Origin of the sequence: Streptomyces sp. NBC_00328, from assembly GCF_036139655.1 — a bacterium.
Lineage (GTDB): Bacteria > Actinomycetota > Actinomycetes > Streptomycetales > Streptomycetaceae > Streptomyces.
In genome coordinates this window covers 4,127,507-4,154,452 of sequence record NZ_CP108013.1, presented here as the reverse complement: position 1 = coordinate 4,154,452, position 26,946 = coordinate 4,127,507, and the positions used below count along the sequence as shown (strand labels likewise).

The 26,946-nt window shown below is 69.2% G+C and carries 23 protein-coding genes; all 23 read left to right on the top strand.

What is annotated here, in order from left to right; all coding sequences use genetic code 11:
* Positions 1-56 precede the first annotated feature (56 nt).
* The 23 genes from OG485_RS18175 to OG485_RS18065 all read left to right on the top strand — a co-directional run bounded on the left by OG485_RS18175 (position 57) and on the right by OG485_RS18065 (position 26,722).
* Positions 57-1,067 carry a LysR family transcriptional regulator gene (locus OG485_RS18175; RefSeq protein WP_328669395.1) on the top strand — a complete coding sequence of 337 codons (1,011 nt, stop codon included), beginning with the start codon at positions 57-59 and terminating at the stop codon, positions 1,065-1,067.
* A 414-nt stretch (positions 1,068-1,481) separates the two neighbouring features.
* Entirely contained in the window at positions 1,482-2,390 is a 909-nt protein-coding gene (locus OG485_RS18170) for a hypothetical protein (RefSeq protein WP_328669394.1), read from the top strand.
* A gap of 163 nt (positions 2,391-2,553) precedes the next feature.
* The gene (locus tag OG485_RS18165) at positions 2,554-4,791 is read left to right on the top strand and encodes a glycosyltransferase (protein WP_443048921.1); all 2,238 of its coding nucleotides are present in this window, start codon (positions 2,554-2,556) and stop codon (positions 4,789-4,791) included.
* Positions 4,788-6,269: an acyltransferase family protein gene (locus OG485_RS18160; RefSeq protein WP_328669393.1), complete on the top strand. Its 1,482-nt coding sequence runs from the start codon at positions 4,788-4,790 to the stop codon at positions 6,267-6,269. Before OG485_RS18165 ends, OG485_RS18160 begins: the two co-directional genes overlap by 4 nt.
* Positions 6,270-6,568: 299 nt before the next feature.
* Positions 6,569-7,222: a hypothetical protein gene (locus tag OG485_RS18155; protein WP_328669392.1), complete on the top strand. Its 654-nt coding sequence runs from the start codon at positions 6,569-6,571 to the stop codon at positions 7,220-7,222.
* The gene (locus OG485_RS18150; protein ID WP_443048720.1) at positions 7,210-8,262 is read left to right on the top strand and encodes a hypothetical protein; all 1,053 of its coding nucleotides are present in this window, start codon (positions 7,210-7,212) and stop codon (positions 8,260-8,262) included. The genes OG485_RS18155 and OG485_RS18150 overlap by 13 nt, the downstream gene beginning before the upstream one ends.
* Before the next feature lie 43 nt (positions 8,263-8,305).
* Positions 8,306-8,623 (top strand): type VII secretion target, encoded by a 318-nt coding sequence (locus OG485_RS18145; RefSeq protein WP_328669391.1) that lies wholly within the window; start codon positions 8,306-8,308, stop codon positions 8,621-8,623.
* Positions 8,620-9,960, top strand: coding sequence for a hypothetical protein (locus tag OG485_RS18140; RefSeq protein WP_328669390.1), 1,341 nt, complete (start codon positions 8,620-8,622; stop codon positions 9,958-9,960). Before OG485_RS18145 ends, OG485_RS18140 begins: the two co-directional genes overlap by 4 nt.
* A 186-nt stretch (positions 9,961-10,146) precedes the next feature.
* Complete coding sequence (locus OG485_RS18135) at positions 10,147-10,674, top strand: hypothetical protein (RefSeq protein WP_328669389.1); 528 nt, start codon at positions 10,147-10,149, stop codon at positions 10,672-10,674.
* A 20-nt stretch (positions 10,675-10,694) separates the two neighbouring features.
* Positions 10,695-11,384, top strand: a complete 690-nt coding sequence (locus OG485_RS18130; protein ID WP_328669388.1) for a hypothetical protein — start codon at positions 10,695-10,697, stop codon at positions 11,382-11,384.
* Between the two features lie 275 nt (positions 11,385-11,659).
* Positions 11,660-12,265, top strand: coding sequence for a hypothetical protein (locus OG485_RS18125; RefSeq protein WP_328669387.1), 606 nt, complete (start codon positions 11,660-11,662; stop codon positions 12,263-12,265).
* A 384-nt stretch (positions 12,266-12,649) separates the two neighbouring features.
* On the top strand, positions 12,650-13,306 hold the full coding sequence (locus OG485_RS18120; protein WP_328669386.1) for a hypothetical protein: 657 nt from the start codon (positions 12,650-12,652) through the stop codon (positions 13,304-13,306).
* Between the two features lie 589 nt (positions 13,307-13,895).
* A complete protein-coding gene (locus tag OG485_RS18115) occupies positions 13,896-14,501 on the top strand; it encodes a hypothetical protein (RefSeq protein ID WP_328669385.1) in 606 nt (201 codons plus the stop codon).
* Complete coding sequence (locus OG485_RS18110) at positions 14,489-15,535, top strand: hypothetical protein (RefSeq protein WP_328669384.1); 1,047 nt, start codon at positions 14,489-14,491, stop codon at positions 15,533-15,535. Before OG485_RS18115 ends, OG485_RS18110 begins: the two co-directional genes overlap by 13 nt.
* Before the next feature lie 143 nt (positions 15,536-15,678).
* Complete coding sequence (locus OG485_RS18105; protein WP_328669383.1) at positions 15,679-16,707, top strand: hypothetical protein; 1,029 nt, start codon at positions 15,679-15,681, stop codon at positions 16,705-16,707.
* Positions 16,708-16,796: 89 nt separating this feature from the next.
* Positions 16,797-17,045 (top strand): hypothetical protein, encoded by a 249-nt coding sequence (locus tag OG485_RS18100; protein ID WP_328669382.1) that lies wholly within the window; start codon positions 16,797-16,799, stop codon positions 17,043-17,045.
* Positions 17,046-17,312: 267 nt separating this feature from the next.
* Entirely contained in the window at positions 17,313-18,692 is a 1,380-nt protein-coding gene (locus OG485_RS18095) for a nitrate/nitrite transporter (RefSeq protein WP_328669381.1), read from the top strand.
* A gap of 124 nt (positions 18,693-18,816) precedes the next feature.
* Complete coding sequence (locus tag OG485_RS18090) at positions 18,817-19,968, top strand: uroporphyrinogen-III synthase (RefSeq protein ID WP_328669380.1); 1,152 nt, start codon at positions 18,817-18,819, stop codon at positions 19,966-19,968.
* A gap of 217 nt (positions 19,969-20,185) precedes the next feature.
* Entirely contained in the window at positions 20,186-20,773 is a 588-nt protein-coding gene (locus OG485_RS18085) for a CGNR zinc finger domain-containing protein (protein ID WP_328669379.1), read from the top strand.
* A gap of 225 nt (positions 20,774-20,998) precedes the next feature.
* Positions 20,999-21,529 (top strand): sigma-70 family RNA polymerase sigma factor, encoded by a 531-nt coding sequence (locus tag OG485_RS18080; protein ID WP_037619265.1) that lies wholly within the window; start codon positions 20,999-21,001, stop codon positions 21,527-21,529.
* A 38-nt stretch (positions 21,530-21,567) separates the two neighbouring features.
* On the top strand, positions 21,568-22,353 hold the full coding sequence (locus OG485_RS18075; protein WP_328669378.1) for an anti-sigma factor family protein: 786 nt from the start codon (positions 21,568-21,570) through the stop codon (positions 22,351-22,353).
* Positions 22,354-22,438: 85 nt separating this feature from the next.
* Positions 22,439-24,829: a HelD family protein gene (locus tag OG485_RS18070; RefSeq protein WP_328669377.1), complete on the top strand. Its 2,391-nt coding sequence runs from the start codon at positions 22,439-22,441 to the stop codon at positions 24,827-24,829.
* A gap of 459 nt (positions 24,830-25,288) precedes the next feature.
* Positions 25,289-26,722 (top strand): NAD-dependent malic enzyme, encoded by a 1,434-nt coding sequence (locus OG485_RS18065; protein WP_328669376.1) that lies wholly within the window; start codon positions 25,289-25,291, stop codon positions 26,720-26,722.
* Positions 26,723-26,946 lie beyond the last annotated feature (224 nt).

Sequence of the window (26,946 nt, the reverse complement as noted above, 5' to 3'; positions counted from 1 at the left end):
GGCGGTCCAACACCTGCTCCGTCGCGATTGACGCACGTGCGTTGTAGGTTCACGTGATGCCTGGTCAACGCCCCCTTCCCGATCACCGGCCCTTTCCCGGTCATCTGGACCCCCGTCTGCTGCGCGCCTTCCTCGCCGTCGCCGAGGAACTGCACTTCACCCGCGCCGCCGCCCGCCTGTACGTCGCCCAGCAGTCCCTGAGCCGTGACATCCGCCGGCTGGAGCGGGAGCTCGGGGCGGAGCTGTTCGTGCGGACGACCCGGCAGGTGACGCCGACGCTGGACGCCGAGCGGCTGCTGCCGTACGCGCGCCGCGTGCTGGAGGCGCACGACGCGCTGCTGGACGCCTTCGCGCGGCCCGGCGGCGAGGAGCGACCGCTGCTCGTCGACGTCAACACCCCCGGCCTGGTCTCCAGCCGCATCCTCGACCGGGCCCGTGAACTCGCCCCCGGCAGCGAGCTGATGGCGCGTTACGAGACCGGGCTCACCGGTGCGGCGGCGGACCTGCTCGCCGGACGTCTGGACGTGTCGTTCGGCCGGTTCGCGGGACTCGACCCGGCCGTGCGGGCCCGGCTGGAGCAGCGGCTCGTGCGCTACGAGCCGATGGCCGTCGTCCTGCCCGAGGACCATCACCTCGCTGCCCTGGACGCGGTGCCGCTGGCCGCGCTCGCGGGCGAGACGGTGTACGCGGGGGCGGGCAACCCCCGGACGCTGGAGTGGACCGATCTGGCACGTCACCTGTTCGAGGGACGGGGTATCCGACTGGCGTCACCTGCACCGGTGGCGGTGGGACCCGAGGAATTCCGGCGGATCATGGCGAAGTGGCGGACTCCGGTCCTGGCCGTGGTGGAGTTTCCGGCCATGCCCGGTTCGGTGTCGAGACCCCTCATCGACCCCGTTCCCCTCTCACCAGTGTCACTGGTGTGGCGCAAGGGACTCGTTCATCCGGGAATTGATGCGCTAATACGAGCTGCTATCGAACTCGCAAGCGACGAAAAGTGGCTCCTGAGTCCCCGGAGAGGGTGGATTCCAGCCACCGACGCCCTCATTTTCATGAAACGCGGATGAGGCGTCAGCGCACGAGTCCCGCCGCCGCTACATTTTTCTTCCGGGCGCGGTGTGATATTGGGGGGCGCTCAGACCGGGTGGGGGCCCGGTCCTGACGGCATAGAGACTATTTGCCCGGAGTCGTCGCGCACCCGTGAACAGTCCCGTGGGGGGAAGCACGTGCGCGTAGAGAACTGGCGGAAAGACGCCCAACCGGCTGATCCGGAAAGCGGTCGGCGGGACGGACGCGGAGTCGATCCGTCACCTGGGAAAGACGCCGGGAAACCGATCTCCCGGCCGAAGGCCGGCAGAACGGTTTCGTGGCCGGATATGGGAGTTGGCATCAGTCCTGAGCGTGGGGGACGCGCCGAGCGAGCAGCCGGCGGACGTCCCGAGCGAACCCCGGAGCCGGAGACCGAACTGCTCGTCGGTCGCGTGACGGATACGGACGTGCTCTCCGGCCGGCGTCCCGAGCCCGCCTCGGCGTCCGGGCGGAAACCAGGGGCGTGGCCCGCCTCCGCGGGCACGGTGACGGCGGCAACGTCGTCCCTCACCCGTACGGCCCCGATACCACCCCTCTTCAACGACGGACCGGTCTTCGACGACGGTCCGGCGACCGAGCTGCTCCCCGGAGCGGCGCCGGACCCCGGCCGCCCTCTGCCCGCTTCCTGGGAGAACTCCGGCGAACCGTCGGACGGCCACGACCGGCACGAGATCACCATCCAGCTCGACAGCGCGAGCAGGGCGGACGACGTGCCGGGCAAGGACGCCCCGGCGACCGCCGACGTCTCCGACGGCCCCGTCTTCGTCGACGAGTCCGGCCGCCGCAGCCGCCGCTTCCGCCGCCTCGGCATGCTCGTCGCCGCGGCCTGCGCGGTCTACGCCGTCGTGATCGTCGCCACGCTCCTGTCGGGCAACTCGAACGCACCCTGGCTCCCGGTTCCGGGCCAGGAGGAGGACACCCCCGCCGGCCAGGTCGAGACCTCACCGCTGCCCGCGCAGTCGGTGAAACCCTCCGGCACGGGCGCCGCCACCGCGCCCGGAGCGGTGGCCAAGGCCACCGACGGAACGACGCCCTCACCCGGCTCGACCGCCACGGCCGGCGCCTCCGCCGAGGCCACCGCCACCGGCGCCTCCGGCGACCCCGAGCCCAGCACGTCGCCGACCAAGAAGCCGAATCCGGGTGTCACCACCAAGAACCCGGACCCCGACCCCGAACCGACCTCCTCCGCGGACGGCCAGCCCACGGCCTCCGCCCCGGCGACCACTCCCGGCAGCACGGCCGCTCCCACGGAGAGCACGGGTACCACAGGCTCCACCGGAGCGGGGACCGGCACCGAATGAGCGGCCTTCGCCGGCGCGCGCCCGCCGGGCGGAAACACGCTTCCGCCACCGCGCCCGGCGCGGTGGCGGCGCTCGTAGAGGACCCGTCCGCGGCGTCCGGGCGGCCGAGCCGCCCCCTCGGTTCCCCGTACTCCCTCTCCCCTTCGTTCCCGGAGACCCTCCTCTGATGTCCCGCACCAGCCGCCACGGCCCCGCGCCCAGCACGCCGCGTCATGGCCCCGGCACCGCCCCGCGCCATGACCGCGGCGCCCGGCGCCGCCGTCTTCCCCTGCGCTTCCTGCTGCCTCTCGTCATCCTGCTCGCGATGATGGGCATGCTGATGCTGCGCGGCTACGTGCACAGCGAGATCCTCGCGGACCACCGCGTCCGGCCCGAGGCGGCCACGGACAAGGTGCCGCAGAAGATCCTCGACGGCGGTCCCGTCATCGACACCCGCGGCGGACGCACGACCAGCCTCGGCGTCCCGGACCACCGTCTCGTCCTCACCTTCGACGACGGCCCGGACCCGGCCTGGACCCCCAAGGTCCTGGACGTCCTCAAGGCGAACCACGCCCACGCGGTCTTCTTCGTCACCGGCACCATGGCCTCGCGCCACCCGGAGCTCATCGAGCGGATGGTGGGGGAGGGCCACGAGGTCGGCCTGCACACCTTCAGCCACCCCGACCTGTCGTACCAGTCCAAGAGCCGTATCGACTGGGAACTGTCGCAGAACCAGCTGGCACTGGAAGGCGCGGCGGGCATCCGCAGCTCCCTGTTCCGCCCGCCGTACTCCTCGTTCGCCGACGCCATGGACGACAGGTCCTGGCCGGTGACGCAGTACGTCGGAACCCGCGGCTACATCACCGTCGTCAACAACACCGACAGCGAGGACTGGCAGAAGCCGGGCGTCGACGAGATCATCCGGCGGGCCACGCCCAAGGGCGGCAAGGGCGCCATCGTCCTCATGCACGACTCGGGCGGCGACCGCCATCAGACCGTGCAGGCGCTGGCCGAGTTCCTGCCCCGGCTCCAGCGGCAGGGCTACGAGTTCCAGAACCTCACCGAGGCACTCGACGCGCCGAGCGCGAACACCCCGGTGACCGGCCTCGACCTGTGGAAGGGCAAGGCCTGGATCTTCCTGGTGCAGGCATCGGAGAAGACCACCGACATCCTGGTCGTCGGCATCGCGATCATCGGCGTGCTGGTCTTCACCCGCTTCGGGATGATGCTCCTGCTCTCCGCGCTGCACGCCCGCCGGGTCCGCCGCAAGGACTTCCGCTGGGGCGCGGCGCCGGTCACCGAACCGGTGACGGTGCTGGTCCCGGCGTACAACGAGGCCAAGTGCATCGAGAACACCGTGACCTCCCTCATGGCGAGCGAGCACCCCATCGAGATCATCGTCATCGACGACGGATCGGCCGACGGCACCGCCCGCATCGTCGAGGACATGCACGTGCCGAACGTACGCGTCGTACGCCAGGCCAACGCCGGCAAGCCCGCGGCCCTCAACCGGGGTCTGGCGAACGCCGGCCACGACATCGTCGTGATGATGGACGGCGACACGGTCTTCGAGCCGGCGACCGTCCGCGAACTCGTCCAGCCCTTCGCCGACCCCAAGGTCGGCGCGGTCGCGGGCAACGCCAAGGTCGGCAACCGGGACTCCCTCATCGGCGCCTGGCAGCACATCGAGTACGTGATGGGCTTCAACCTCGACCGCCGCATGTACGACCTGCTGCGCTGCATGCCGACCATCCCCGGCGCGGTCGGAGCCTTCCGCCGTACCGCGCTGGAGCGCGTCGGCGGCATGAGCGACGACACGCTCGCCGAGGACACCGACATCACGATGGCCCTGCACCGCGACGGCTGGCGGGTCGTCTACGCGGAGAACGCGCGCGCCTGGACCGAGGCCCCGGAGTCCGTCCAGCAGCTGTGGTCCCAGCGCTACCGCTGGTGCTACGGCACCATGCAGGCGATCTGGAAGCACCGCCGCGCCCTGGTCGAACGGGGCCCGTCGGGCCGCTTCGGCCGGGTCGGCCTGCCCCTGGTCTCCCTCTTCATGGTCCTGGCCCCGCTCCTCGCGCCCCTGATCGACGTCTTCCTGCTGTACGGCGTCGTCTTCGGCCCGACCCAGAAGACGATCGTCGCCTGGCTCGGCGTCCTCACCATCCAGGCGGTGTGCGCGGCGTACGCGTTCCGCCTGGACAAGGAACGCATGACCCATCTGATCTCGCTGCCCCTTCAGCAGGTCCTCTACCGGCAGCTGATGTACGTCGTCCTGCTGCAGTCCTGGATCACCGCCCTCACCGGCGGCCGGCTGCGCTGGCAGAAGCTGCGCCGCACCGGCGTCGTGGGGGCGGCACCGGGATCCGTCCCGCAGCAGCGGGCGTCGGACAGCGGGAACGAACGGAGGCCGGTCGGATGACCACGCACGAGTACCCGGTGGGGGCGACCCCGCCGCTGGGCACGCCGAAGCCGGCGGTCCCGCGTCCGCGTACGTACCCGGGAGCGCCCACGGACGACTGGCTCCGCCCGCAGCCGCAGACGGGTTCGGACCCGGTCCCGCCGCCCGGGACGGGACCGCTGTCCGACCCGGGACAGCTCTCCGAGACGAGCCCGCTTTCCGGAACAAGGCCGCTTCCCGAGACCGCCGAAGGGGCGGATCCGGGGCAGAAGCCGGCTCCGAGCCGCCCCGGCCGCGACCGCTATCTGGACCTGCTCCGCTCCATGGCGCTGGTCCGCGTCGTCGTGTACCACCTGATGGGCTGGGGCTGGCTGACGGTCGTCTTCCCCTCCATGGGCGTGATGTTCGCGCTGGCCGGCTCCCTGATGGCCCGCTCGCTGAGCAGGCCGCCGCTGGGCGTGATCAGGGGCCGCGTACGGCGTCTGCTGCCCCCGCTCTGGGCCTTCAGCGCGGTGGCGCTGGCCATGATGTTCGCGGGCGGCTGGAACCCCTGGCACGACCCCGACCACGGCGGCACATGGGGCCTGGTCGACCTGCTCAACTACATCGTCCCGGTCGGCGCCCCGCCGTTCCCCTGGAGCATCGGCTCCAAGTCGGGCCTGCTGGAGGACAGTTGGGCGGTCCAGAGCGCGGGTGTGCTCTGGTACCTGCGCGCGTACCTGTGGTTCGTGGTCGCGTCCCCGCTCATGCTGTGGGCGTTCCGCCGTGCTCCGTGGGTGACCGCGTCGGCTCCCCTCGCCCTGACGGCGGTGGTCGGCACCGGGCTGGTCACCATCCCCGGTGAGACCGGCAACGCCGTCACCGACTTCGCCGTCTACGGCGGCTGCTGGATCCTCGGCTTCGCCCACCACGAGGGCGTGCTCGTGAAGGTCCCGCGCTACATCGCCATCTCGTGCTCGGCCCTGATGATGGCCTTCGGTTTGTGGTGGGCCTCGGGTCATCTGGGCCCCGACGGCTGGGACTTGAACGACATCCCGCTGGCCGACGCGCTGTGGTCCTTCGGCTTCGTGGTGATCCTGCTCCAGTACAGCCCGTCCTGGCAGGAACTGCCGGGCCGCCTCGCCCGGTGGGACAAGCTGGTGACGCTGTCCAACAACCGCGCGGTCACGATCTACCTGTGGCACAACATGCTCATCATGGCCACGGTCCCGATCCTCGACCAGCTCTACGACCTCCCCTTCATGGAGAACGCAGGGGCGACGGCGGCCCTCGACGCCACCTACACCCTGTGGATGCTCGTCCTGGTGTGGCCGCTGATAGGCCTGACCATCGTGGCCTTCGGCTGGATCGAGGACATCGCGGCCAAACGAAGCCCGCGCCTCTGGCCGAACGGAGCAAAGGTCCGCAAGTCCAAGATCCGCAAGTCCAAGGTTCGCAATTCCAAGGTCCGTAAGTCCACGGTCCGTTCGACGGCCCGGGGGCGCCGGACCAAGGCTTAGCGGCGGCTTCTGGGAGGGCGCCGGGGGCAGAGGCCTGGCGGCGGCTGCACGACCGGGGTGCCCCGGCGGGCCGGCGATTCACCGCGCCGATGTGCCACACCGATTCACCGCACCGATTTGCCGGGGCACCCCCATCCCGTTCATCCCGCGATGTCACTCAATCGAAGGTTTCCGGGTGGCCGTTTGGTCACGCTATGGGCCTCTATATCCACCTGTTCGGCGCCCTACGTCCTCGTGCCGCCGCGTGGGCCCCGCTAGCGTGACGTGCCGCTGCCTCCCCCACGCCGCCAGGAGCCTCCGTGACCAGCTGCCCCCGCCTGTTCCCCACGGCCGCCGCCGGAGCGACAGCCGCACTGCTCGTCCTGACCGCCTGCGGCGGGGGCGGCGACGAGCCGAAGGGGCATGGCGAGATCGCGGGGGCGGGGGGTGAGGGGTCGGTTTCGGCGGGCGGGAGTGCGATGCCATCGGCGGGGCGACCGGAGATCGAGTTGCCGTCGGATCTCACTTACACGTTCGAGTGGCCCAAGACAGGCGACAAGGACACGGATGCGGTGCTCGGGGACACAGAGCAGTCCATCAAGGCCGTCGACCTGGCCATCGTCAACCAAGACGCCCTCGACAAGGCATACCTCTTCTACTACGAGGGCGAAGCCGCCGCGGAGACCCAGAAGTTCGTCGAGGCATACGTCAACGCCAAGGCTCGTACAACGGGTGTGTACCGCTACTACGCCCCAGCGGTGAAGGTGAACGGCGCCGACAGCGCGTCGCTCGTCTACTGCGAGGACCAGAGCAAGGCGTACGACATGTACCTGAAGCCGAAAAGAATCGACAAAACAGCCGTCACGAAGAACAGCTACGTTCTGTACAACACCCAGTTGCACAAGAATGGCAAGGGCGTCTGGGTCATCGAGAAGCTCCTTTCCCGGAGGGGAAGCACAAAGTGCCAGCCCTGAGCACCGGTTGGGGAGGTGTGATCTCCGCAGCGATGATCGGTTCCCTCTGTCTGAGCGCAGCGCCCGCACTGGCCGACAACGAGATCGGCGGAGGCGCTCAGACGTCCCCTCCCAGTGTGAGGGCTTCTGGGAACGCGGATGGTAAGGGCCTCCTCTTTGCCGCGGCGGGGGCTGTTGTGTTCGACCGGTCGGGGAACGGGGCGGGGGACTCTGTCGGCCCGGTGACCCCTTCGTCGGGCAATTGGACTCCGCCCGCCTGCTATTACGCCCCGAAGTACACCCCGGCTCAGATGCGGAAGTACAAGGAGTCGATCTGGGCGGTCGAATCGACGGGGTATCAGTGGGACGCGAAACAGCGCGACACCTACGTGAACGGGCATCCCTACAAGGACTTCAACAAGGCCAAGGCCGACCAGGGCTACTGGTGGGACTCGTACGTCACCGAAGGACGCGAGGGCGACCCCATCGCCTCCACATGCACGGAGGACGCCTTCTGGGTGGACAAGGGCGCGTCCCCGCCGGCGGACATTCCGGAGGCGATCACGCCGGAGATGCTGGCGCGGCTCGCCTACGCGGAGATGCGCGTGCCGTCGACGAGGGTGGACCTGGCTCCGGCGGGGACGACGAAGGTGAATCTGCCGACGTGGGCGTGGCTGGACACGGCGGAGTTCGAGCCGGTGTCGGTGACCGCGTCGGTTCCCCTGCTGAACGTGACCGCCACGACGACGGCCGAGCCGGTCACCCTCAGGATCGAGCCCGGTACGGCGGACGCGCAGACGTATCCCGCCTCGGGCGTCTGCGAGATCACGGGCGATCACATCGGCGAGGCGTACGTCAGGGGCAAGGCCGAGGAGACCCCTCCTTGCGGGCTGCGGTACCTGCGTTCCTCGGGCGACGGCTCGTACCGGTTGCAGGCCACCCTCACCTGGCGGATCCACTGGACGGGCACCGGCATACCCGCGCCACGGAACCTGCCGGACGGCAGGTTCGGCGCCGGCCAGGAGGTCGTCGTGCAGGAGATCCAGTCCGTCAACCGCTGAGTCCGGCCCCCGGACTCCCTGAGATCCGGAACGAGCAGAGGGCATGGCGGAACGGCTTGCTGTCGACGGCGATGAGCTGTCGCACTTCATGAAGATGCTCCGGAGATCAACCGAGTCGTTGCAGGGTCTGCGCAGAGCGTTGGAGGACGCCACGGTCACCGGTCTGGGAACGGACGACCTCGACTGTGCCTGCGAGGCATTCCAGGACAACTGGAAGTACGGAGCCGACCAGATCGGTGAGCAGACCGAGGACCTGGCCGAGATCATCGGGAAGAGCAGGGACAGCTACCGCGAGGTGGACAAAGCCCTGGAGCAAGCGCTGAAGAAGGCCGGGAACGGCGGGGGCGGGGGTACGAGGTGACCTACGAGCCCGAGGACACGGGAGCGGCGATGGACCCGCGGTCCCTCGCCGACCGCGACAAGCCGCAGGGACTCAAGTCGGCCCCGCGTATCCCCAACCCCGACTACCCGCATCTCGGGTTCGATCCGGTGCCGGGCAGTACGGAGACCGTGAGCGGCCTCCGTAAGAAGCTCACGGGGTGCGCGAAGGTCCTTGATGAGACGCATGAGCTCGTCACCAAGCTGATGGACGGCAGCTATTGGAAGGGCGACGCGGCCGTCGCCTTCCGCGAGCAGCTGGACGGCGGACCGCTTCCCCTGAACCTGAAGAACGCGGCGCACTCCATCCGCAAGGCGGCCCGGCAACTCGACCGCTGGGAAGGCGAACTCGACGACTTCCAGCGGCGTGCGAAGAGACTGGAACAGGAGGCGGAGGAAGCCCAGGCCGCCGTGGACCGGGCGAAGGGTCACGCCACGAAGGCGGGTGACAGCCCCGACCTGGAGGGGAAGGGCGCCGCGCGCGACGAGGCACGGAAGGCGTTGACCAGGGCGGAATCGGCGGTGGACGACGCCGAGGACGTGCTGCGCAGAGTTCGCGGAACGGCGCGCGAACTCGCCGAGGAACACGAGCACCAGGCCCGTCTACGCGCGGGCAAGATCCGCGACGCCACGAAGAAGCTGACGCCCCATGAACCGGGCTGGTTCGACTCGGCACTGGACTGGGTCACCGAGAACTTGCCGGACATCTTGAGCACTTTGGGGGCTGTGATCGGCTTGGTCGCGTTGTTTGTGGTGTCGGGTGGCACGGTGGCAGCGGCGCTCCTGCTGGCTACTGCGGCATTGAGCGGGACGGCTTTGGCTTTGCGGGTCTTTGGCAACCCGACGTTGCGTGAGTCCCTGTGGGACGGATTTACCAAGGGTGAGTTTGACATCGACTTCTGGAGCAACATTGTCACCGTCGGTGGCGATGCCCTCGGAGTGCTTCCTGGAGTCGGAGCGGTAGGCAAGGGAGCCACAATCGCGGTTCGAGCTACAGGGGAAGCGGGCGAAGCCTTGACGCTCACCCAACGAGCGGCCCGATTCGGCACGGAAACCATGGAGCACGCCAAGTCCATCGCGGACTTGGACAACGCACTGCTCGGTTTCACGGTCCGGGGTGCTCGGGCCGCGCCTATTGCCAAGGCGGTCGAAGTCACCTCGGCCTCGATCGGTGTCGGTACGGCCGGGTTCGGCCTGGTCATGGCTGCCGTCGACGCTGACGACGATGGGCTCAAGGACGGTTCCGTGGCGAGCATTGACGGAGCCCGACTCGGCCTTGATGCCGGTGGCCTTGTCAGCCTTGCCCGTCACGTCTTCTGAGCCGGAACAGAGAGAAGAGCGCGCCCTATGGATCCAACGAACTACCGAACTGCTTGGGATCACCCGCCAACCAGGCGTGCCTGGTTTCAGCACATGATCATGATTGCGGGGCGTCTGATCGGCTGGTTCGCAGTCTGGGCTGGGAGCCTCTTCCTTATTGTGGCGTTACCACGCTGGATCGGTTGGTTGTTCCTCGTTCTTCTCGTCTATGCAACCTTCCGAGCCGTCCTCCAACTCGCCTACATCCGTCCCTCCGTCTACATCCAGCGCGTCCTCTGGCAGTACCCCTGGCAACTCCTCACCGATGTCCCCCGGGGTCGGAACCGGCATCCGATGGTTCAAGAGGACGAGATGTGGCTGGAGTTGCCCAATCCTGAGGAGCCGGGGGAGCGGATTCCTCTGTTGTTTCTTTCTGGTATGCGGACCTTCTGGTGGATGCGACGGTTCGGTACCGCCCGTACGAAACCGGAGCTGAAGGCCGAGATCGAGCCGCTCTGGTTCGCCGGTGACCCCCGCTTCATCGCCGTCATCGCGGCCTCCAGGCGGAAACGTGAGGCACCCAAGAGACTGCACCTGCTCTATCAGCGCACGGCCACGGGCCGCCGGGGCATCGAGCCGACCGACTGGAACGCGAGCCCCGCCGCCCTCGAACGGGCCCGACGTTCCGGCGCTCATGTCCCCGACGCGGTGCGCCCGCACTCGCACCCTCACTGACTCGTACCCGGCAGGATCCGATGACCACGGCCCACCGTTTCACCGTCGCCGACTCGGCCGAAGACCCCGACGCCGATATCTGGTTCGCGGAACCCGCGGGCTTCACCGCTGTGCCCCTCGACGCGTTGCTGCCCGTACCGGGCTCCCAGGCCGCGGATGATCTGCGTACCGCACTCGCGCCGATTCTCGATGCGGCTCTTGACGGGGTGGCACGGCAGCGGTTCATCGCCCAGTTCACTCAGGGACAGCAACTGCTCGGCGCTCTGACCGAGGCAGGAACCGTCCATTGCTCCATCGGACTGCACCGTGATGACGTCGATGCGGGGGCGGCGAGCTGTGGCCGGCCGCTGTTGTCGTTCTTCACCGTCTCCTGGCGGGCAACGGCGGTGTCACCGCGAGCCGTGACGGCTGCGCGTGCGGTGAGCGGGCTCGACGCGCAGGCACGCATCGAGTTCGTCGAACTCCCGTGCGGGCCGGTCACGTTCAGCGAGAAGGTTCACACTCCCGGAGTCGTGAGCGGGATCCCGCAGATGTCCTTGGTCCAGTTCCGCGCCCACCTGCCGCATCCGGACTGCGGGCGGCTGGCCGTGTTCACGCTGAGCACGGCCGCTGTCGACCGGAGCGAGCAGTACCGCGCGATCCTTCGCCGTATCGCGGCCCTGGCCTCCTTCGACAACCCGCTGCGTCCGGCCTGCCCCCGGGTGCCGTGACGGAGGCTGAGGGCTTTGCGGAGAGCAACTGGGTGAACCGCGCTTCCGGGGGCTGTCGCTGAAGCGAAGCCTCCGGACGGCCAGTTGATCATGCTATGGGCCTCTATGGTCCTCTATGGGCAGCGGCTGTTACTCGGTTGGCACCATTCGCCGTGGTGTCGTCGCACGGGCCCCCGCTAGCGTCTTGGTGTCCCTTCGCACCTCATGCCGCACAGGAGTCTGCCGTGAACCGCCGTTTCCGCCCGCTTGCCACAGTCGCTGTCGGAGCGTCAGCTGTGCTGGTTCTGACCGCCTGCGGTGGGGGTGGTGACAAGTCGAAGGCCAACGACAAGATCGCCGGCGCGGACACCGGCGACAAGGCTTCGGCCTCACCCGGCACCAGCGCACCCCAGTCGACGGGCCGACCGAAGATCGAGTTGCCTGCCGACCTTCACTACACCTTCGAGTGGCGCAAAACCGGCAACAAGGAAAAAGATGCCGTTCTGGCCGACGGTGAGCTGTTCATCAAGGCCACGGACCAGGCCATCGCCAATCAAGACCCGCTCGACCCCGCATATCGCTTCTACTCGGCGGAAGAGCTCGCGGCGGCGACGCAGAAGTATGTGCAGCGATTTGTGGACCACGAGGCTCGCACCACCGGTACCTATCGTTTCTACAGCGAGACGGTGACCCTTCTTGGTGACGGATCGGCGGCGCTTACCTACTGCGAGGACCAGGGCAAGGCGTACAACAAGTTCGTCAAGACCGGAAAGGTCGACAAGACTCCCGTCACGAAGAACAGCTACATCTTCTACAACACGACGTTGAAGCGGAATTCGGACGGCGTCTGGGTGACGCAGGACATGCTCTCGGAGAGGGGTAGCGGCAAATGCCGGCCGTGAAATGGCGCGGGGCCGTGAGCGGCTCCCCGATTGCGATACTTCTCTTGGGCAACGCCCACGCCGCCGCCGCCGACGACTTCGGTAACGGCAGCCAGAAGCCTGGCGGTACTCACACGTCCGGTGGCGGTGATGGGGCGGTCCTCCGTCAGATCGCGACGATGGCCGGCTTCGACGGGCCCAGGGCTTTGCGGACAGCAACTGGGTGAACCGTGGCCCTGGCGGCTCTTGCTCAATCGACGCTCTCGGTGGGTCAGTTGGCCACGTTATGGGCCTCTATGGGCAACGTCTGTTACTCGGTTGGCACCGTTCGCTGTGGTGTCGTCGCACGGGCCCCCGCTAGCGTCTTGGTGTCCCTCCGAACCTCATGCCGCACAGGAGTCTGCCGTGAACCGCCGTTCCCGCCCGCTTGCCACAGTCGCTGTCGGAGCGTCAGCCGTGCTGGTTCTGACCGCCTGCGGTGGGGGTGGTGACAAGCCGAAGGCCAACGACAAGATCGCCGGCGCGGACACCGGCGACAAGGCTTCGGCCTCACCCGGCACCAGCGCCCCCCAGCCGACGGGCCGACCGAAGATCGAGTTGCCGTCGGATCTCACGCTGACCTTCGAAGGATCGAAGACCGGCGACGACACCAAGGATGCCGTCCTCGCCGACAGCGCGGAGCGGATGCGGGCCGTCGACGCGGCGATCACCGGGACGGACCCCAAGGGCGAGGCGCTCGGGTACTACAACACCGGCAAGGCTCTCGAAGCCGCGTTGACCTGGGTCAATCAGTTCAACGACGCGGGTTCGACCCTCACGGGTGAGGCGCGGTACTACGACCGGACCGTGACCCTCAACGGCAAGACCTCCGCCTCGCTCACGTTCTGCGCGGACGAGAGCAAGGGCTACGCCAAGGACAAGAAGACCAACAAGGTCAACAAGACCCCGGCCACCAAGAACAGCTACGTCCTTTACAACACACGCTTGGACAAGAGCTCAGAAGGTGTGTGGCAGACATCGCAGATCATTTCCACCAGGGGGGCGGCTCAGTGCCGGCCGTAGCGAGGAACACCATTCGTGCCGCTCTGCCGGCGGGCGTTCTGGTGGTCGGAAGTGCCCCGGACGCTTGGGCCACGGAGCCCGCCGGACGGCAGGATCGGCTCCGGCCAGGAGGTCGTCGGGCAGGAGGTCCAGTCCGTCAACCGCTGAGCCCGGCCTGTCCACGGACTCCCTGAGATCCCTTCCTCGGACACCCTTGGTCCAGTTCCGCGTTCGCCTGCCGCGGACTGCGGGCGGCTGGCCGTGTTCACGCTGAGCACCACCGCTGTCGGACGGCGTGAGCAGTGCAGGGCGGTCCTCCGCCAGATCGCGACGATGGCCGGCTTCGACGGGCCCAGGGCTTTGCGGACAGCAACTGGGTTAACCGTGGTCCTGGCGGCTCTCGCTCAATCGACGCTCTCAGTGGGTCAGTTGGCCAGGCTATGGGCCTCTATGGGCAACCACTGTTACTCGGTTGGCACCATTCGCGCTGGTGTCGCCGCACAGGCCCCCGCTAGCGTGTTGGTGCCCTTCCGAACCCCATGCCGCACAGGAGTCTGCCGTGAACCGCCGTTCCCGCCTGGTTGCCACAGTCGCTGTCGGAGCGTCAGCCGTGCTGGTTCTGACCGCCTGCGGTGGGGGTGGTGACAAGCCGAAGGCCAACGACAAGATCGCCGGCGCGGACACCGGCGGCAAGACGTCCGCCACACCCAGCGCAAGCGCGACGCAATCGACGGACCGACCGAAGATCGAGCTGCCGTCGGATCTCACCTACACCTTCGAGTGGCCCAAGACGGGCGACAAAGACAAGGATGCGGTGCTGAGCGACAGCGAGCAGTTCATCAAGGCCGTGGACATGGCGATTGCCGTGCAGAACCCGCTGCACAAGGCTTACCGCTTTTACTCCGAGGGCACAGCAGCAGCCGGGAGTCAGAAGTTCATTCAGGAGTTCGTGGACTACAAGGACCGCATCACCGGGGCGAAGCGCTACTACAACTCGAAGGTGGCGATCAACTCTGATGGAACGGCAGCCTTTGTCTACTGTGAAGACCAGAACAAGGCATACAACAAGAGCTTGAAGACGGGCAAGACGGAGGTGACTCCGAAGTCGAAGGACAACTACGTCCTGTACAGCAGCCTTCTTCGGGTCGACAAACAAGGTGTTTGGGTCACGGAGAAGCTGACATCGCAGCGGGGGAGCATCGCATGCCAGTCCTGAAGCATCGGAAGTCCACAGCGGTTGCAGTCATAGCCTGTGCTGCTGTGATGATCGGTTCGACCCAAGCCTTCGCGGGATATGGGCACGGTGGCAGCGCCAACGGATCAGGCTCCAGTGCATCGGGTGACTCGGACGGCAAGGGCAACCTCAGCGCCACAGCCGGTGCCGTTGTGTTCGATCGTTCGAAGAACGGGTCCGGTGATTCCTCCGGGCCGGTGACCTCCTCGTCCGGTAACTGGACCCCGCCCGCCTGCTATTACGCTCCGAAGTACACGCCGGACGAGCTGCAGAAGCACCTGGAGCCCATCTGGAACGCCGAGTCCACCGGTCCCGACTGGGACCGGACGCAGCGCGACAAGTACGTCAACGGCGGCGAGGCCAAGGACTTCAACAAGGACAAGACCGGCGAGGGCTACTGGTGGGACTCGTACGTCACGGAAGGCCGTGAGGGCGACCCCGGCGCGCTGAAGTGCACCAAGGACATCTTCTGGGTGGACAAGGGCGAGGCTCCCCCGGCGGACATTCCCGAGGCGATCACGCCGGAGATGCTGGCGCAGCTGGCCTACGCGGAGATACGGGTTCCGTCGACGAAGGTGGACCTGGCTCCGGCGGGGACGACGAAGGTGAATCTGCCGACGTGGGCGTGGCTGGACACGGCGGAGTTCAAACCGGTGTCGGTGACCGCGTCGGTTCCCCTGCTGAACGTGACCGCCACGACGACCGCCGAGCCGCTTTCGCTGAAGATCGAGCCCGGTACGGCGGACGCGCAGACGTATCCCGCCTCGGGCGTCTGCGAGATCACGGGCGATCACATCGGCGAGGCGTACGCGAAGGGCAAGGCCAAGGAGACGCCGCCCTGCGGGGTGAAGTACCTGCGTTCGTCGGGCGACGGTTCGTACAAGCTGAGGGCCACCATCACCTGGCAGATCCACTGGACGGGCACCGGCGTGACCCAGCCCCGGAAACTGCCGGACGGCACCTTCGGGGCCGACCAGGACATCGTCGTGCAGGAGATCCAGTCCATCAACCGCTGAGCCGGCCCGTCCACGGACCCGGCAAGGTCGAGTCAAGCGCCGGTAAACGGAAATGCCCGGCTGTTCTGCGGAGATGTCGTGCGTGACAAGGTGAGGCCGTTGCTGGTGTGAACGGGCGGGTCCGGTGGGGAGTTGGGGGTCACGTGAGTAAAAGGCAGATCCGGAAGATGTTCCGGTTGATGGCTCAGGGCCAGGCGGTACAGCTCACGAGCCCTATGGCCTCCGTGAAGAAACTGGCCCGACTCGCCTTCATCGCCCAGCAGTTCGGCTACGAGTACGCGGACGTGCGTCAGGGTGCCGGCCGCAACAACGCGCTCACGATGCTCATCGTGCCCGACCCCGGCCCGCAGGCTCAGGCGCGTGCCGCGCAGAACTGGGCGCAGTACCCGAAGGCCGGCGACGGGGTCTCGCTGCCCCCCGTCGTCCCCGACGCCCTGGAACTCCTCAAGGCCCGCATCAACTTCGACCTCACCGGCAAGAACGCCGAGAAGCGGATGGTGTACGCGGGGATCGGTCTCAGTGTCGGGTGCGCCGTCCTCGGGGTACGCGCGGGCGGTGACTCCGTCGCTTTCACGGTTGCGGGCGTCCTGTGGGCCGCGATGATGGTCGTCCTCGGCGTCGGTCTCGTCGTCACGCGCAAGCGGAACGCCAAGTTCGCGGCGTTGCTGGGGGCGGCCGGGTTCGCGCCCGTGACGGAGGAGGGCGGGCGGGTGCGGTATCTGCCGCCGACGGCGGGGTACGCCGGCCGGCCCACCGGCCCGTACGGCCCCTACTCCCCGCACGCCGGTCAAGCTCCGCAGGCCCCGTTCCCGGGTCAGGCCCCGTACCCGGGTCAGGCGCCGTACGCGGGCCAGGTGCCGTATGGCGGTCAGGTTCCACAGGCCGCCCAGCAGCCCCCGTACGCCGGTCAGGCTCCCCAGGCCCCGCACGCGGGTCAGGCCCCCTACCCGGCTCAGGCTCCGCAGGCCCCGCACGCGGGCCAGGCCCCCTACCCGGCTCAGGCTCCGCAGGCCCCGTTCCCGGGTCAGGCCCTCTACGGCGGTCAGCCCCCGCAGGCCCCCGGCCCCTACGCTCAGCAGCCTCCGGTCCCCGCCCCGGGCGGGCCCGCCAACCCGTACGCCGCCCAGCCCGGACCCGTACCACCACAGTCGCAGCCGCAACCACCCCAGTAGGCCTCGGCCCAGCCCCGACGCGGCTGTCCCTCCCACACCTCCGCCAGCCCGAACGCCGCGAAGACCGTGGGGAGTCGGAAGGCCACCGTGTGACTCACCGCGCCGTGGTCCGCCGTGAAGACCTGGAGGGTGTGCAGGCGGTGGGTGTCGTCGCCGGGGGCGCGGACGTAGGCCGCCAGGGCGGGCTGGCCGTTCGCCGTGGTGGGGCGCAGGCGCCAGTCCGTGCCGCGCATCGCGAAGACGCGGGCGCCAGTCCGTGCCGGGCGACCTGGGTGCTCGTCCGCGATCCCGCCGACGCGACCTGGGCCGTCACCTCGTACCACAACGCGGCCGTCTGACGGACCCGGACGAGGGCGCCGTACGTCCTACGAGCCCGCCGTACGCCCTCATCCGTCCGGCGGGCGAGCACGCCGCACGAACCCGTCCGGCGGGCAGGCACGCCCTGCGGCCTCACCCGGTCCCCGGCCCGTCCTCACCGCCGGGTCCGGGGCCGGGTGAGAGCAACGTTCCCTTCAGGTCACTCACAGCCACAGCGCGGAAACGAGCCCTCCCTACCTTCGGGAAACAGCAGGCCAGTAAGCCCGGAGAACCAATGGAGGCGTGACATGACTGCCCCAGCCACGAGTACGGCCCCCGCGCGGGGCGGTCGCTGGATCGAGGAGTGGGACCCGGAGGACGAGGTCTTCTGGGCGGAGAAGGGCGAGAAGGTCGCCCGGCGCAACCTGCTCTTCTCCGTACTGTCCGAGCACATCGGGTTCTCCGTCTGGACCATGTGGTCGGTGCTGGTCCTGTTCATGGGACCCGAGTACGGGCTCACCCCGGCCGACAAGTTCCTGCTCACCTCGATGGTGACGCTGGTCGGCGCGGTGGTGCGGGTCCCCTACACCTTCGCCGTCGCGCTCTTCGGTGGCCGGAACTGGACGATCGTGTCCGCGGCTCTGCTGCTCGTGCCGACCGTCGCCGCGTTCGTGGTGATGGAGCCGGGCACCTCGTTCGACACGTTCCTCGTGGTGGGTCTGCTGGCCGGTGTCGGCGGCGGCAACTTCGCCTCCAGCATGACCAACATCAACGCCTTCTTCCCGCTGCGGAAGAAGGGCTGGGCGCTCGGCCTCAACGCGGGCGGCGGCAACATCGGCGTCCCCGTCATCCAGCTCGTGGCGCTCGCCATCATCGGGGCGAGCGGCGGGCCCCGGCTGCTCCTCGGGATCTACATCCCGCTCATCGTCGTGGCCGCCGTCCTCGCCGGCCTCTTCATGGACAACATCGCCTCCGTGAAGAACGACACCGGCGCCGCCCTGGACGCCGCGAAGGACGCGCACACCTGGATCATGTCGTTCCTCTACATCGGCACCTTCGGGTCGTTCATCGGCTACGCCTTCGCGTTCGGGCAGGTGCTCCAGGTCCAGTTCGGGCGTACCCCGCTCCAGGCCGCCTACCTCACCTTCATCGGCCCGCTGCTCGGTTCGCTGATCCGTCCCGTCGGCGGCCGGCTCGCCGACCGCTACGGCGGCGCCAGGATCACGCTCTGGAACTTCGTCGCCATGGCCGCGGCGACCGGCGTCCTGGTCTACGCCAGCAGTGAGAAGTCGCTGCCGCTCTTCGTCTCGGTCTTCGTGGTGCTCTTCGTGCTCAGCGGGCTCGGCAACGGGTCGACGTACAAGATGATCCCCGGCATCTTCCAGAGGAAGGCCCTGGAAGCGGGGCTCGAAGGGGAAGAGGCCGCCCGCCACGGACGGCGCCTGTCCGGCGCGGCCATGGGGCTCATCGGTGCCGTGGGCGCGCTCGGCGGTGTCGGCATCAACCTCGCCTTCCGCCAGTCGTTCCTCGACTCCGGATCCGGCACCGGCGCCTTCGTCACGTTCCTCGTCTTCTACGCGGCGGCCTTCGCGGTCACCTGGGTCGTATACCTTCGCCGCCCGGCCGCCCCGGCCCGGGCGAGCGCCACCGCCGAGGCGAAGGCCCAGCTCAGCTACGCCGAGGTGTGACGTAACACGCCCGACATCACCTTGATCCGAGCCTGTCACGGTCCGTTGACAGGCTCGGATCCGCCACGACGTACGACACAGCATTGACCCGTACGACGACTCGACGAGCGCGAGACGAGACCGCATGCACGACGAACAGCAGCGACCCGAGCACGGTCCACTCTCCGGATTCACCGTGGGGGTGACCGCCGCGCGCCGGGCCGACGAACTGGGCGCGCTGCTCCAGCGGCGCGGGGCCACCGTCGTGCACGCGCCGGCCCTGCGGATCGTGCCCCTCGCCGACGACGGCGAACTGCTCACCGCGACGAAGGAGTTGGTCGACAACGCGCCGGACGTGGTGGTGGCCACCACCGCCATCGGATTCCGCGGCTGGGTCGAGGCCGCCGACGGCTGGGGTCTGGGCGAGGAACTGCTGGAGCGGCTGCAGAGCGTGGAACTGCTCGCCCGTGGGCCCAAGGTCAAGGGCGCGGTCCGGGCCCAGGGGCTGACCGAGGAGTGGTCGCCGTCCTCCGAGTCGATGGCCGAGGTGCTCGACCGGCTGCTCGAGGAAGGGGTGGACGGCCGCCGTATCGCCGTACAGCTGCACGGGGAACCGCTGCCCGGATTCGTCGAGTCGCTGCGGGCCGCCGGTGCCGAGGTCGTCCTCGTGCCCGTGTACCGGTGGATGCCGCCGGAGGACATCGGCCCGGTCGACCGGCTGCTCGACGCGGCTCTCACCCGCGGCCTGGACGCGATCACCTTCACCAGTGCCCCCGCCGCGGCCTCCCTGCTGTCCAGGGCCGAGGAGCGGGGCCTGCGCGCGGAGTTCCTCGCCACGCTGCACCACGACGTCCTGCCCGCCTGCGTCGGCCCGGTCACCGCGCTGCCGTTGCAGGCCCTCGGCATCGACACCGTTCAGCCCGAACGCTTCCGGCTCGGGCCCCTCGTACAGCTCCTCTGCCAGGAACTGCCCGGCCGGGCGCGGGTGTTGCCCGTCGCCGGGCGCCAGGTGGAGATCCGGGGGCACGCCGTGCTGGTGGACGGGTCGCTGCGGCCCGTCCCGCCCGCCGGGATGTCGCTGCTGCGGGCCCTCGCGCGGCGGCCGGGCTGGGTGGTGGCGCGGGCCGAACTGCTGCGCGCGCTGCCGGGATCCGGCCGCGACGAGCACGCCGTGGAGACGGCGATGGCCCGGCTGCGTACGGCACTCGGCGCGCCCAAGCTGATCCAGACGGTCGTCAAGCGGGGCTACCGCCTCGCGCTCGACCCGGCCGCGGACGCCAAGTACGCCGACGCCTGAGGCCGCCGGTGCGGCGGCAGAGCGCGGGCGGGACGGGCGAGCGCGGGCTTCGACGGCAGCGGCGCCGTACGCGGGCGTCCACGGCGCGCTCCGGACCGCGCCCGGTGCGCTTCCGGTACGCATCCGGTACGGGACCGGTGCCGAGTCTTCCGGCGGGGCGCCGGGGGATGCACTGTAGGGGTACCACGGCAGGTGACCCCAAGGCGGTGACAGGCGCATGGCATCGGGCATGGCCACAGCCTCGTACGAGCTGCGGTTCGACTCCGGGCGGATCTGCCTGGACCTGACGGCGACCACCCATCCCGACGAACGCCTCGACTCGGCCGCCCGGTTGAGCGCCTGGGTCGTCGCCTCCGGGCTGGTACCCGCCGGCACCGCGCTGGCCGCCGTGGACGCCTCATGGCTGCTCGGCTTCCAGGAACTGCGCGGACATATCGCCCAGTTGGTACGCGGAGAGCTGGACGGGCGGCCCGCGGACGGCGCGCTAGCCCGCGTCAACGCCGTTGCCCTCGCGGCTCCGCCCGCCCCCTGGGCCGTCCGCGCGGCCGACGGATCACTGTGCCGGGGGCTGAATGCCCCGCCCCGCTGTGGTGAACTTCTTTCCCTGGTGGCCAGGGACGCCCTCGATCTGCTCACCGACCCGGACGCGCGTGCGAGTCTGAGACAGTGTGAGGGTGACAACTGCCCGATCGTCTATCTGGACACCTCGCGCGGCCGACGCCGCCGTTGGTGCTCCAGTGAGGTGTGCGGCAATCGGGAGCGAGTGGCCCGGCACCGGCGCCGGGCGGCTCTGGCGCGCGCCTGATCACATCCGTCGGTGATCTTCCAGTGACGTTAGGTGATCGGTATGCATTCTTTTCGCTGTCTACACATCTTCACCAGAAAAAATCCTGAACACTTTGAACACTCGCGTACCGGCACACGTACCCGGTGATGAGCGACCGACTGGGGGAACCCCCGGACACCGGAGGTAGGCGTGCGCAAGGATTCAGCCGTGGCTGATGAACACAGGCCAAGGGCCCGACATCGCATGTCTCAGCAGTCCTCGTCGACCGAACCCGACGAGGAGCTGATGCGTGCGTTGTACCGGGAACACGCGGGGCCCCTGCTGGCCTACGTGCTGCGCCTGGTTGCCGGAGACCGGCAACGCGCCGAGGACGTCGTGCAGGAAACACTCATCCGTGCCTGGAAGAACGCCGGCCAGCTCAATCGAGCGACCGGTTCGGTACGCCCCTGGCTGGTGACGGTTGCCCGACGCATCGTCATCGACGGCCACCGCAGTCGGCAGGCCCGGCCGCAGGAGGTCGACCCGTCGCCGCTGGAGGTCATCCCCGCGGAGGACGAGATCGACAAGGCGTTGTGGCTGATGACACTGTCGGACGCGCTGGACGACCTGACCCCTGCTCACAGGGAAGTACTGGTCGAAACATACTTCAAAGGGCGTACCGTCAATGAGGCGGCCGAAACGCTCGGCATTCCCAGCGGCACTGTGCGCTCACGGGTTTTCTACGCCCTGCGGTCGATGAAGCTTGCGCTTGAGGAGCGGGGGGTGACGGCATGAACACGTACGGGGGTTACGGAACAGGTGGTCCGGGAGCCATGCAAGGTCCACGAGGACAGCAAGGGTCCGGGGACAACATTCACGAGACTGTCGGCGCCTACGCGCTCGGCATCCTCGACGACGCCGAGGCGACGGCCTTCGAGGAGCACCTCGCCTCCTGCGAGTGGTGCGCCCAGCAGCTCGACGAGCTCGCCGGCATGGAACCGATGCTCGCGGCACTCGCCGACCTGCCCGCCTCGCAGGGCAGCCCGGCCATCGCGGAGTCCCTCTCGGCCCGCCCGAGCCCACGGCTCGCGGAGCGGCTGGTGGACGAGGTCTCGGCACGCCGTGCCCAGAAGCGCCGGCGCGGCATGTACCTGGTGGCGGCCGCGGCCGCGCTGATCATCGGCGGCCCGCTGACCGTCATGGCGGTCAACGGCGGCAACGGCACCGGAACGAACGTGCCGCAGGCGCACGCGACCAGCCCGGCCAAGGCCGCCTTCCAGATCATCACCGACAAGTCGTCGGCCACGGACCCGAAGACCAAGGTCAACGCCGTCGTCGCGATCGAGCCGAAGGACTGGGGCACCCACGCGGTCCTCCAGCTCAAGAACGTCACGGGCCCGGAGAAGTGCTCCCTGATCGCCGTCGGCAAGAACGGCGAGCGCGAGACGGTGACCTCCTGGTCGGTCCCGGAGTGGGGTTACGGCACTCCCAACGCCAAGACCGAGGAGGCCAAGCAGCCCCTCTACGTCCACGGCGGCGCGGCCTTCGAGCCGAACCAGATCGACCACTTCGAGGTCATGACCTTCAGTGGGAAGCGTCTCGTCGAGGTGAAGGCGTGAGTGGACTCCGGGCGCGGACGTAGCCCGGCGGGCCTCCCTTCGCGTACGGTTGACGGCTGCCCAGCACGTCAGAAGGGGGCGCCCGGTGGCCGCTCAGGCTCAGCAGGAAACCGCGCTCGGCTCGGTCCGTACATCCGTACAGAATGACTCCGTCAAGGACGACTCCGTACGGGACCAAGAGATCGCTGTCGAACAGGAACATCTGGACCGGGTCTACCGGCGCCTCGAGGAGAAGATCCACGAGGCCGAGTTCCTCATGCACGACGCCGCCCAGCGCGGTCACGTCGGCACACCGGGGGCGCTCGCCGAGCGAGACGCCCAGGTGTTCCGCGCGGGAATCCATCTCAACCGTCTCAACAACGAGTTCGAGGACTTCCTCTTCGGACGGATCGACCTGCTCCGCGGGAAGGACGGCGTGAAGGGGCCCGACGGTGCCTACACCGCCGTGGAACCCGCCGACGGCGCGGTCCGCGAGGACAACACCGCCGACATCGCGGAGACGCTCCACATCGGCCGTATCGGCGTCCTGGACGCCGAGTACGCGCCGCTGGTGATCGACTGGCGGGCGCCCGCCGCGGCCCCGTTCTACCGCTCCACCCCGGTCGACCCCGGCCGGGTCGTACGCCGCCGGGTCATCCGCTCCAAGGGCCGCAGGGTCCTCGGGGTCGAGGACGACCTGATGCGCCCGCAGGTGAAGGCCTCCCTCGACGGCCGTGAGCTGCCCGTCATCGGCGACGGCGCGCTCATGGCCGCGCTCGGGCAGGCCCGCAGCCACACCATGCGCGACATCGTGGCGTCCATCCAGGCCGAGCAGGACATGGTGATCCGCGCGCCCGCCGCGTCCGTGACCTATGTCGAGGGCGGCCCCGGCACCGGCAAGACCGCGGTGGCCCTGCACCGGGCCGCCTATCTCCTCTACCAGGACCGCCGCCGGTACGCGGGCGGCATCCTGATCGTCTCGCCGACCCCGCTGCTCGTCGCCTACACCGAGGGCGTCCTGCCCTCGCTCGGCGAGGAGGGGCAGGTCGCGATCCGCGCGATCGGCTCGCTCGTCGACGGCGTGGCCGCCACGCTGTACGACTCCCCGGCGGTGGCCCGTGCCAAGGGCTCGTACCGGATGCTGAGGGTGCTGCGGAAGGCGGCGCGCGGGGCGCTGGAGGCACCGGTCGGCGTCTCCAGGGGGAATTCCGGCCAGCTCGCCCTCGGGGAGCCGGACGAGGCCCCCGCGGGTCCCCCCACCCGGCTGCGGGTCGTCGCCTTCGGGCGCCGTATCGAGCTGGAGTCCGCCGAGCTGGACCGCATCAAGAACAACGCGCTCGGCGGGACCGCGCCGGTCAACCTGCTGCGGCCGCGTGCCCGCAGACTGCTGCTCGACGCGCTGTGGGCGCGGTCGGGTGCCGGGACCCGGCACTCGGACCCGGCGCTGTCCGCCGAGCTGCGGTCCTCGTTCGACGAGGACGTCACCTCCGAGGACAGTTTCCTGGCGTTCCTGGACGCCTGGTGGCCGGAGCTGACCCCGCGCGGGGTGCTGGCCGCCATGGCCGACGAACGGCGCCTCGGGCGCTGGGCGCGCCGGATCCTCAACCCCGGTGAGGTCCGCCGGGTGGCCCGCTCGCTCAAGCGGGACGGGTTCTCCGTGCACGACGTGGCGATGCTCGACGAGCTGGAGGCGATCGTCGGGGCACCCGCCCGGCCCAGGAAGCGCCGCGATCCGGACCCGCTGGACCACCTCACCGGTCTCGAGGAGCTCATGCCCCACCGCGAGGAGACGCAGCGCGAGCGCGCCGAGCGGCTGGCCCTGGAGCGGACCGAGTACGCGCACGTCATCGTCGACGAGGCACAGGACCTCACGCCCATGCAGTGGCGGATGGTCGGCCGGCGCGGCCGCCACGCCACCTGGACGGTCGTGGGCGACCCCGCCCAGTCCTCGTGGTCCGACCCCGACGAGGCGGCGGAGGCCCGTGACGAGGCGCTCGGCACCCGCCCCCGGCGCCGCTTCACGCTCACCGTCAACTACCGCAACCCGGCCGAGATCGCCGAGCTGGCCGCCAAGGTCCTCGCCCTCGCCATGCCGGGCTCCGAGTCGCCGTCCGCCGTACGGTCCACGGGCGTCGAGCCCCGGTTCGCCGTCGTACGGGACTCCCTCGCGCAGACCGTGCGCGCCGAGGCCGCCCATCTCCTCGACCGGGTCGACGGCACCGTGGGCGTCGTCGTCGCCATGAACCGGCGCGAGGAGGCCGCCCGCTGGCTCGCCGGGCTCGGGGACCGCGTGGTGGCCCTGGGAAGCCTGGAGGCCAAGGGCCTGGAGTACGACGCGACGGTGGTCGTGTCGCCCGCCGAGATCGCCGACGAGTCGCCCGCCGGACTGCGTGTCCTGTACGTCGCCCTGACCCGGGCCACGCAGCAGCTCACCGTCGTCTCCAGCGACCGCGACGTACCCGACGCGAACGGGGTCCCCGACCTCCTGCGGGACTGACGTGCTCCGCGTCACCCGCCCGGAGCACGGGCACCCGCCCCCGTCGGCCCCGCTTCCCGTCCCGGCCGAAAAGAACTCCCGGGACGGGAATTGCTCTACGGGAATCCTTTGTTACCTTTGACGTGACACCGGCCCGATCCAAGCCCCCGGGCCCAACCTTCGTCGCTACGAGCGACCACTTGCCGCGAGGCGAGCATGGCGGGTCGGTGTCATTGACCGTCGTCCTTCACCGAAGGACCTGAAGAGGCCCACGTCACCCCGTGACGTGGGCCTCTTTCGTCACCCGGACCGCTCTCACCGGGCGGACCCCATCTCTCGTAGAGTGGAATCGGCTTTCCGGAGATGCGACCTCTGGTGAACAAAACGTCCGCAATCCGGGGCGACTACCGCGTACTCAGGGGTAGGTGCGACGATCGGACGGCACAAGCAGTGACTCGGTGAAAGCAGAGGAAGTCGGCCATGGCAACGGCGCCCAGCGTCTCCTACTCGATGACGGTCCGGCTGGAGGTGCCCGCGAGCGGAACCGCGGTCTCCCAGCTCACCACGGCCGTGGAGTCCCACGGAGGCTCGGTGACCGGCCTCGACGTGACCGCCTCCGGCCACGAGAAGCTCCGGATCGACGTCACCATCGCGGCGACCTCCACCTCGCACGCCGACGAGATCGTCGAGCAGCTCCGGCACATCGAGGGCGTGACCCTCGGCAAGGTCTCCGACCGTACGTTCCTCATGCACCTCGGCGGCAAGATCGAGATGCAGTCCAAGCACCCGATCCGCAACCGTGACGACCTCTCCATGATCTACACCCCGGGTGTGGCCCGGGTGTGCATGGCGATCGCCGAGAACCCCGAGGACGCCCGCCGCCTCACCATCAAGCGCAATTCCGTTGCGGTCGTGACGGACGGCTCCGCGGTGCTGGGCCTCGGCAACATCGGCCCGATGGCCGCGCTGCCCGTCATGGAGGGCAAGGCGGCCCTCTTCAAGCGCTTCGCCGGTATCGACGCCTGGCCGCTGTGCCTGGACACCCAGGACACCGACGCGATCGTCGAGATCGTCAAGGCGATCGCCCCCGGCTTCGCGGGCATCAACCTGGAGGACATCTCCGCGCCGCGCTGTTTCGAGATCGAGGCCCGGCTGCGCGAGGCCCTCGACATCCCCGTCTTCCACGACGACCAGCACGGCACGGCCATCGTCGTCCTCGCCGCCCTGACCAACGCACTTCGCGTCGCGGGCAAGGCGATCGGCGACATCCGGGTCGTCATGTCGGGTGCGGGAGCGGCCGGTACGGCCATCCTCAAGCTGCTGATCGCCGCGGGTGTGAAGCACGCCGTCGTCGCCGACATCCACGGTGTCGTGCACGCGGACCGCGCCGACCTCGTCGACGCCGCCGCGGACTCGCCGCTGCGCTGGATCGCCGACAACACCAACCTCGAAGGCCTCACGGGCACGTTGAAGGAGGCCGTGCGCGACGCCGACGTGTTCATCGGTGTCTCGGCCCCGAACGTGATCGACGGCGCCGACGTGGCCTCGATGGCGGAGAACGCCATCGTGTTCGCGCTCGCGAACCCCGACCCCGAGGTCGACCCGGCAATCGCCCGTCAGACGGCGGCAGTTGTGGCCACGGGCCGCTCCGACTTCCCCAACCAGATCAACAACGTGCTGGTGTTCCCGGGCGTCTTCCGTGGCCTCCTGGACGCCCAGTCGCGTACCGTCAACACGGACATGATGCTGGCCGCCGCGGCCGCGCTCGCGAGCGTGGTGACCGAGGACGAGCTCAACCCGAACTACATCATCCCCAGCGTCTTCAACGACAAGGTCGCGGGCGCGGTCGCCGGAGCGGTGCGTGACGCGGCGAAGGCGGCGGGGGCGGCCGACGCGGCCAACACGAGCGTGTAGCACGGGCCGAGTCGGGCCGCGCGCCCGTGTCGTACACGGCGATGTCCCGTCTGTGACGGGCGCCACGACCGCCCGGTACCCGGCGCGTCGCGGAACGCGGGGCCCGTGGCCGCCTCTAGGGTGGCGGCCAGGTTCAGGCCTCGCAGGGGCCTCTTCGTGTGACCCCCAAGGGTGTTCGTGTGACTCCCAGGGGTGCCGGATTGGCTTTCCCGCCGCAGGTGGGG

Bases quoted from the DNA above. Each gene is read 5' to 3' on its own strand.
- OG485_RS18175 (WP_328669395.1), top strand. From the start codon at position 57: ATGCCTGGTCAACGCCCCCTTCCCGATCACCGGCCCTTTCCCGGTCAT.
- OG485_RS18160 (WP_328669393.1), top strand. From the start codon at position 4,788: ATGACCACGCACGAGTACCCGGTGGGGGCGACCCCGCCGCTGGGCACG.
- OG485_RS18145 (WP_328669391.1), top strand. From the start codon at position 8,306: ATGGCGGAACGGCTTGCTGTCGACGGCGATGAGCTGTCGCACTTCATG.
- OG485_RS18130 (WP_328669388.1), top strand. From the start codon at position 10,695: ATGACCACGGCCCACCGTTTCACCGTCGCCGACTCGGCCGAAGACCCC.
- OG485_RS18110 (WP_328669384.1), top strand. From the start codon at position 14,489: ATGCCAGTCCTGAAGCATCGGAAGTCCACAGCGGTTGCAGTCATAGCC.
- OG485_RS18095 (WP_328669381.1), top strand. From the start codon at position 17,313: ATGACTGCCCCAGCCACGAGTACGGCCCCCGCGCGGGGCGGTCGCTGG.
- OG485_RS18090 (WP_328669380.1), top strand. From the start codon at position 18,817: ATGCACGACGAACAGCAGCGACCCGAGCACGGTCCACTCTCCGGATTC.
- OG485_RS18085 (WP_328669379.1), top strand. From the start codon at position 20,186: ATGGCATCGGGCATGGCCACAGCCTCGTACGAGCTGCGGTTCGACTCC.
- OG485_RS18080 (WP_037619265.1), top strand. From the start codon at position 20,999: ATGTCTCAGCAGTCCTCGTCGACCGAACCCGACGAGGAGCTGATGCGT.
- OG485_RS18075 (WP_328669378.1), top strand. From the start codon at position 21,568: ATGCAAGGTCCACGAGGACAGCAAGGGTCCGGGGACAACATTCACGAG.
- OG485_RS18065 (WP_328669376.1), top strand. From the start codon at position 25,289: ATGGCAACGGCGCCCAGCGTCTCCTACTCGATGACGGTCCGGCTGGAG.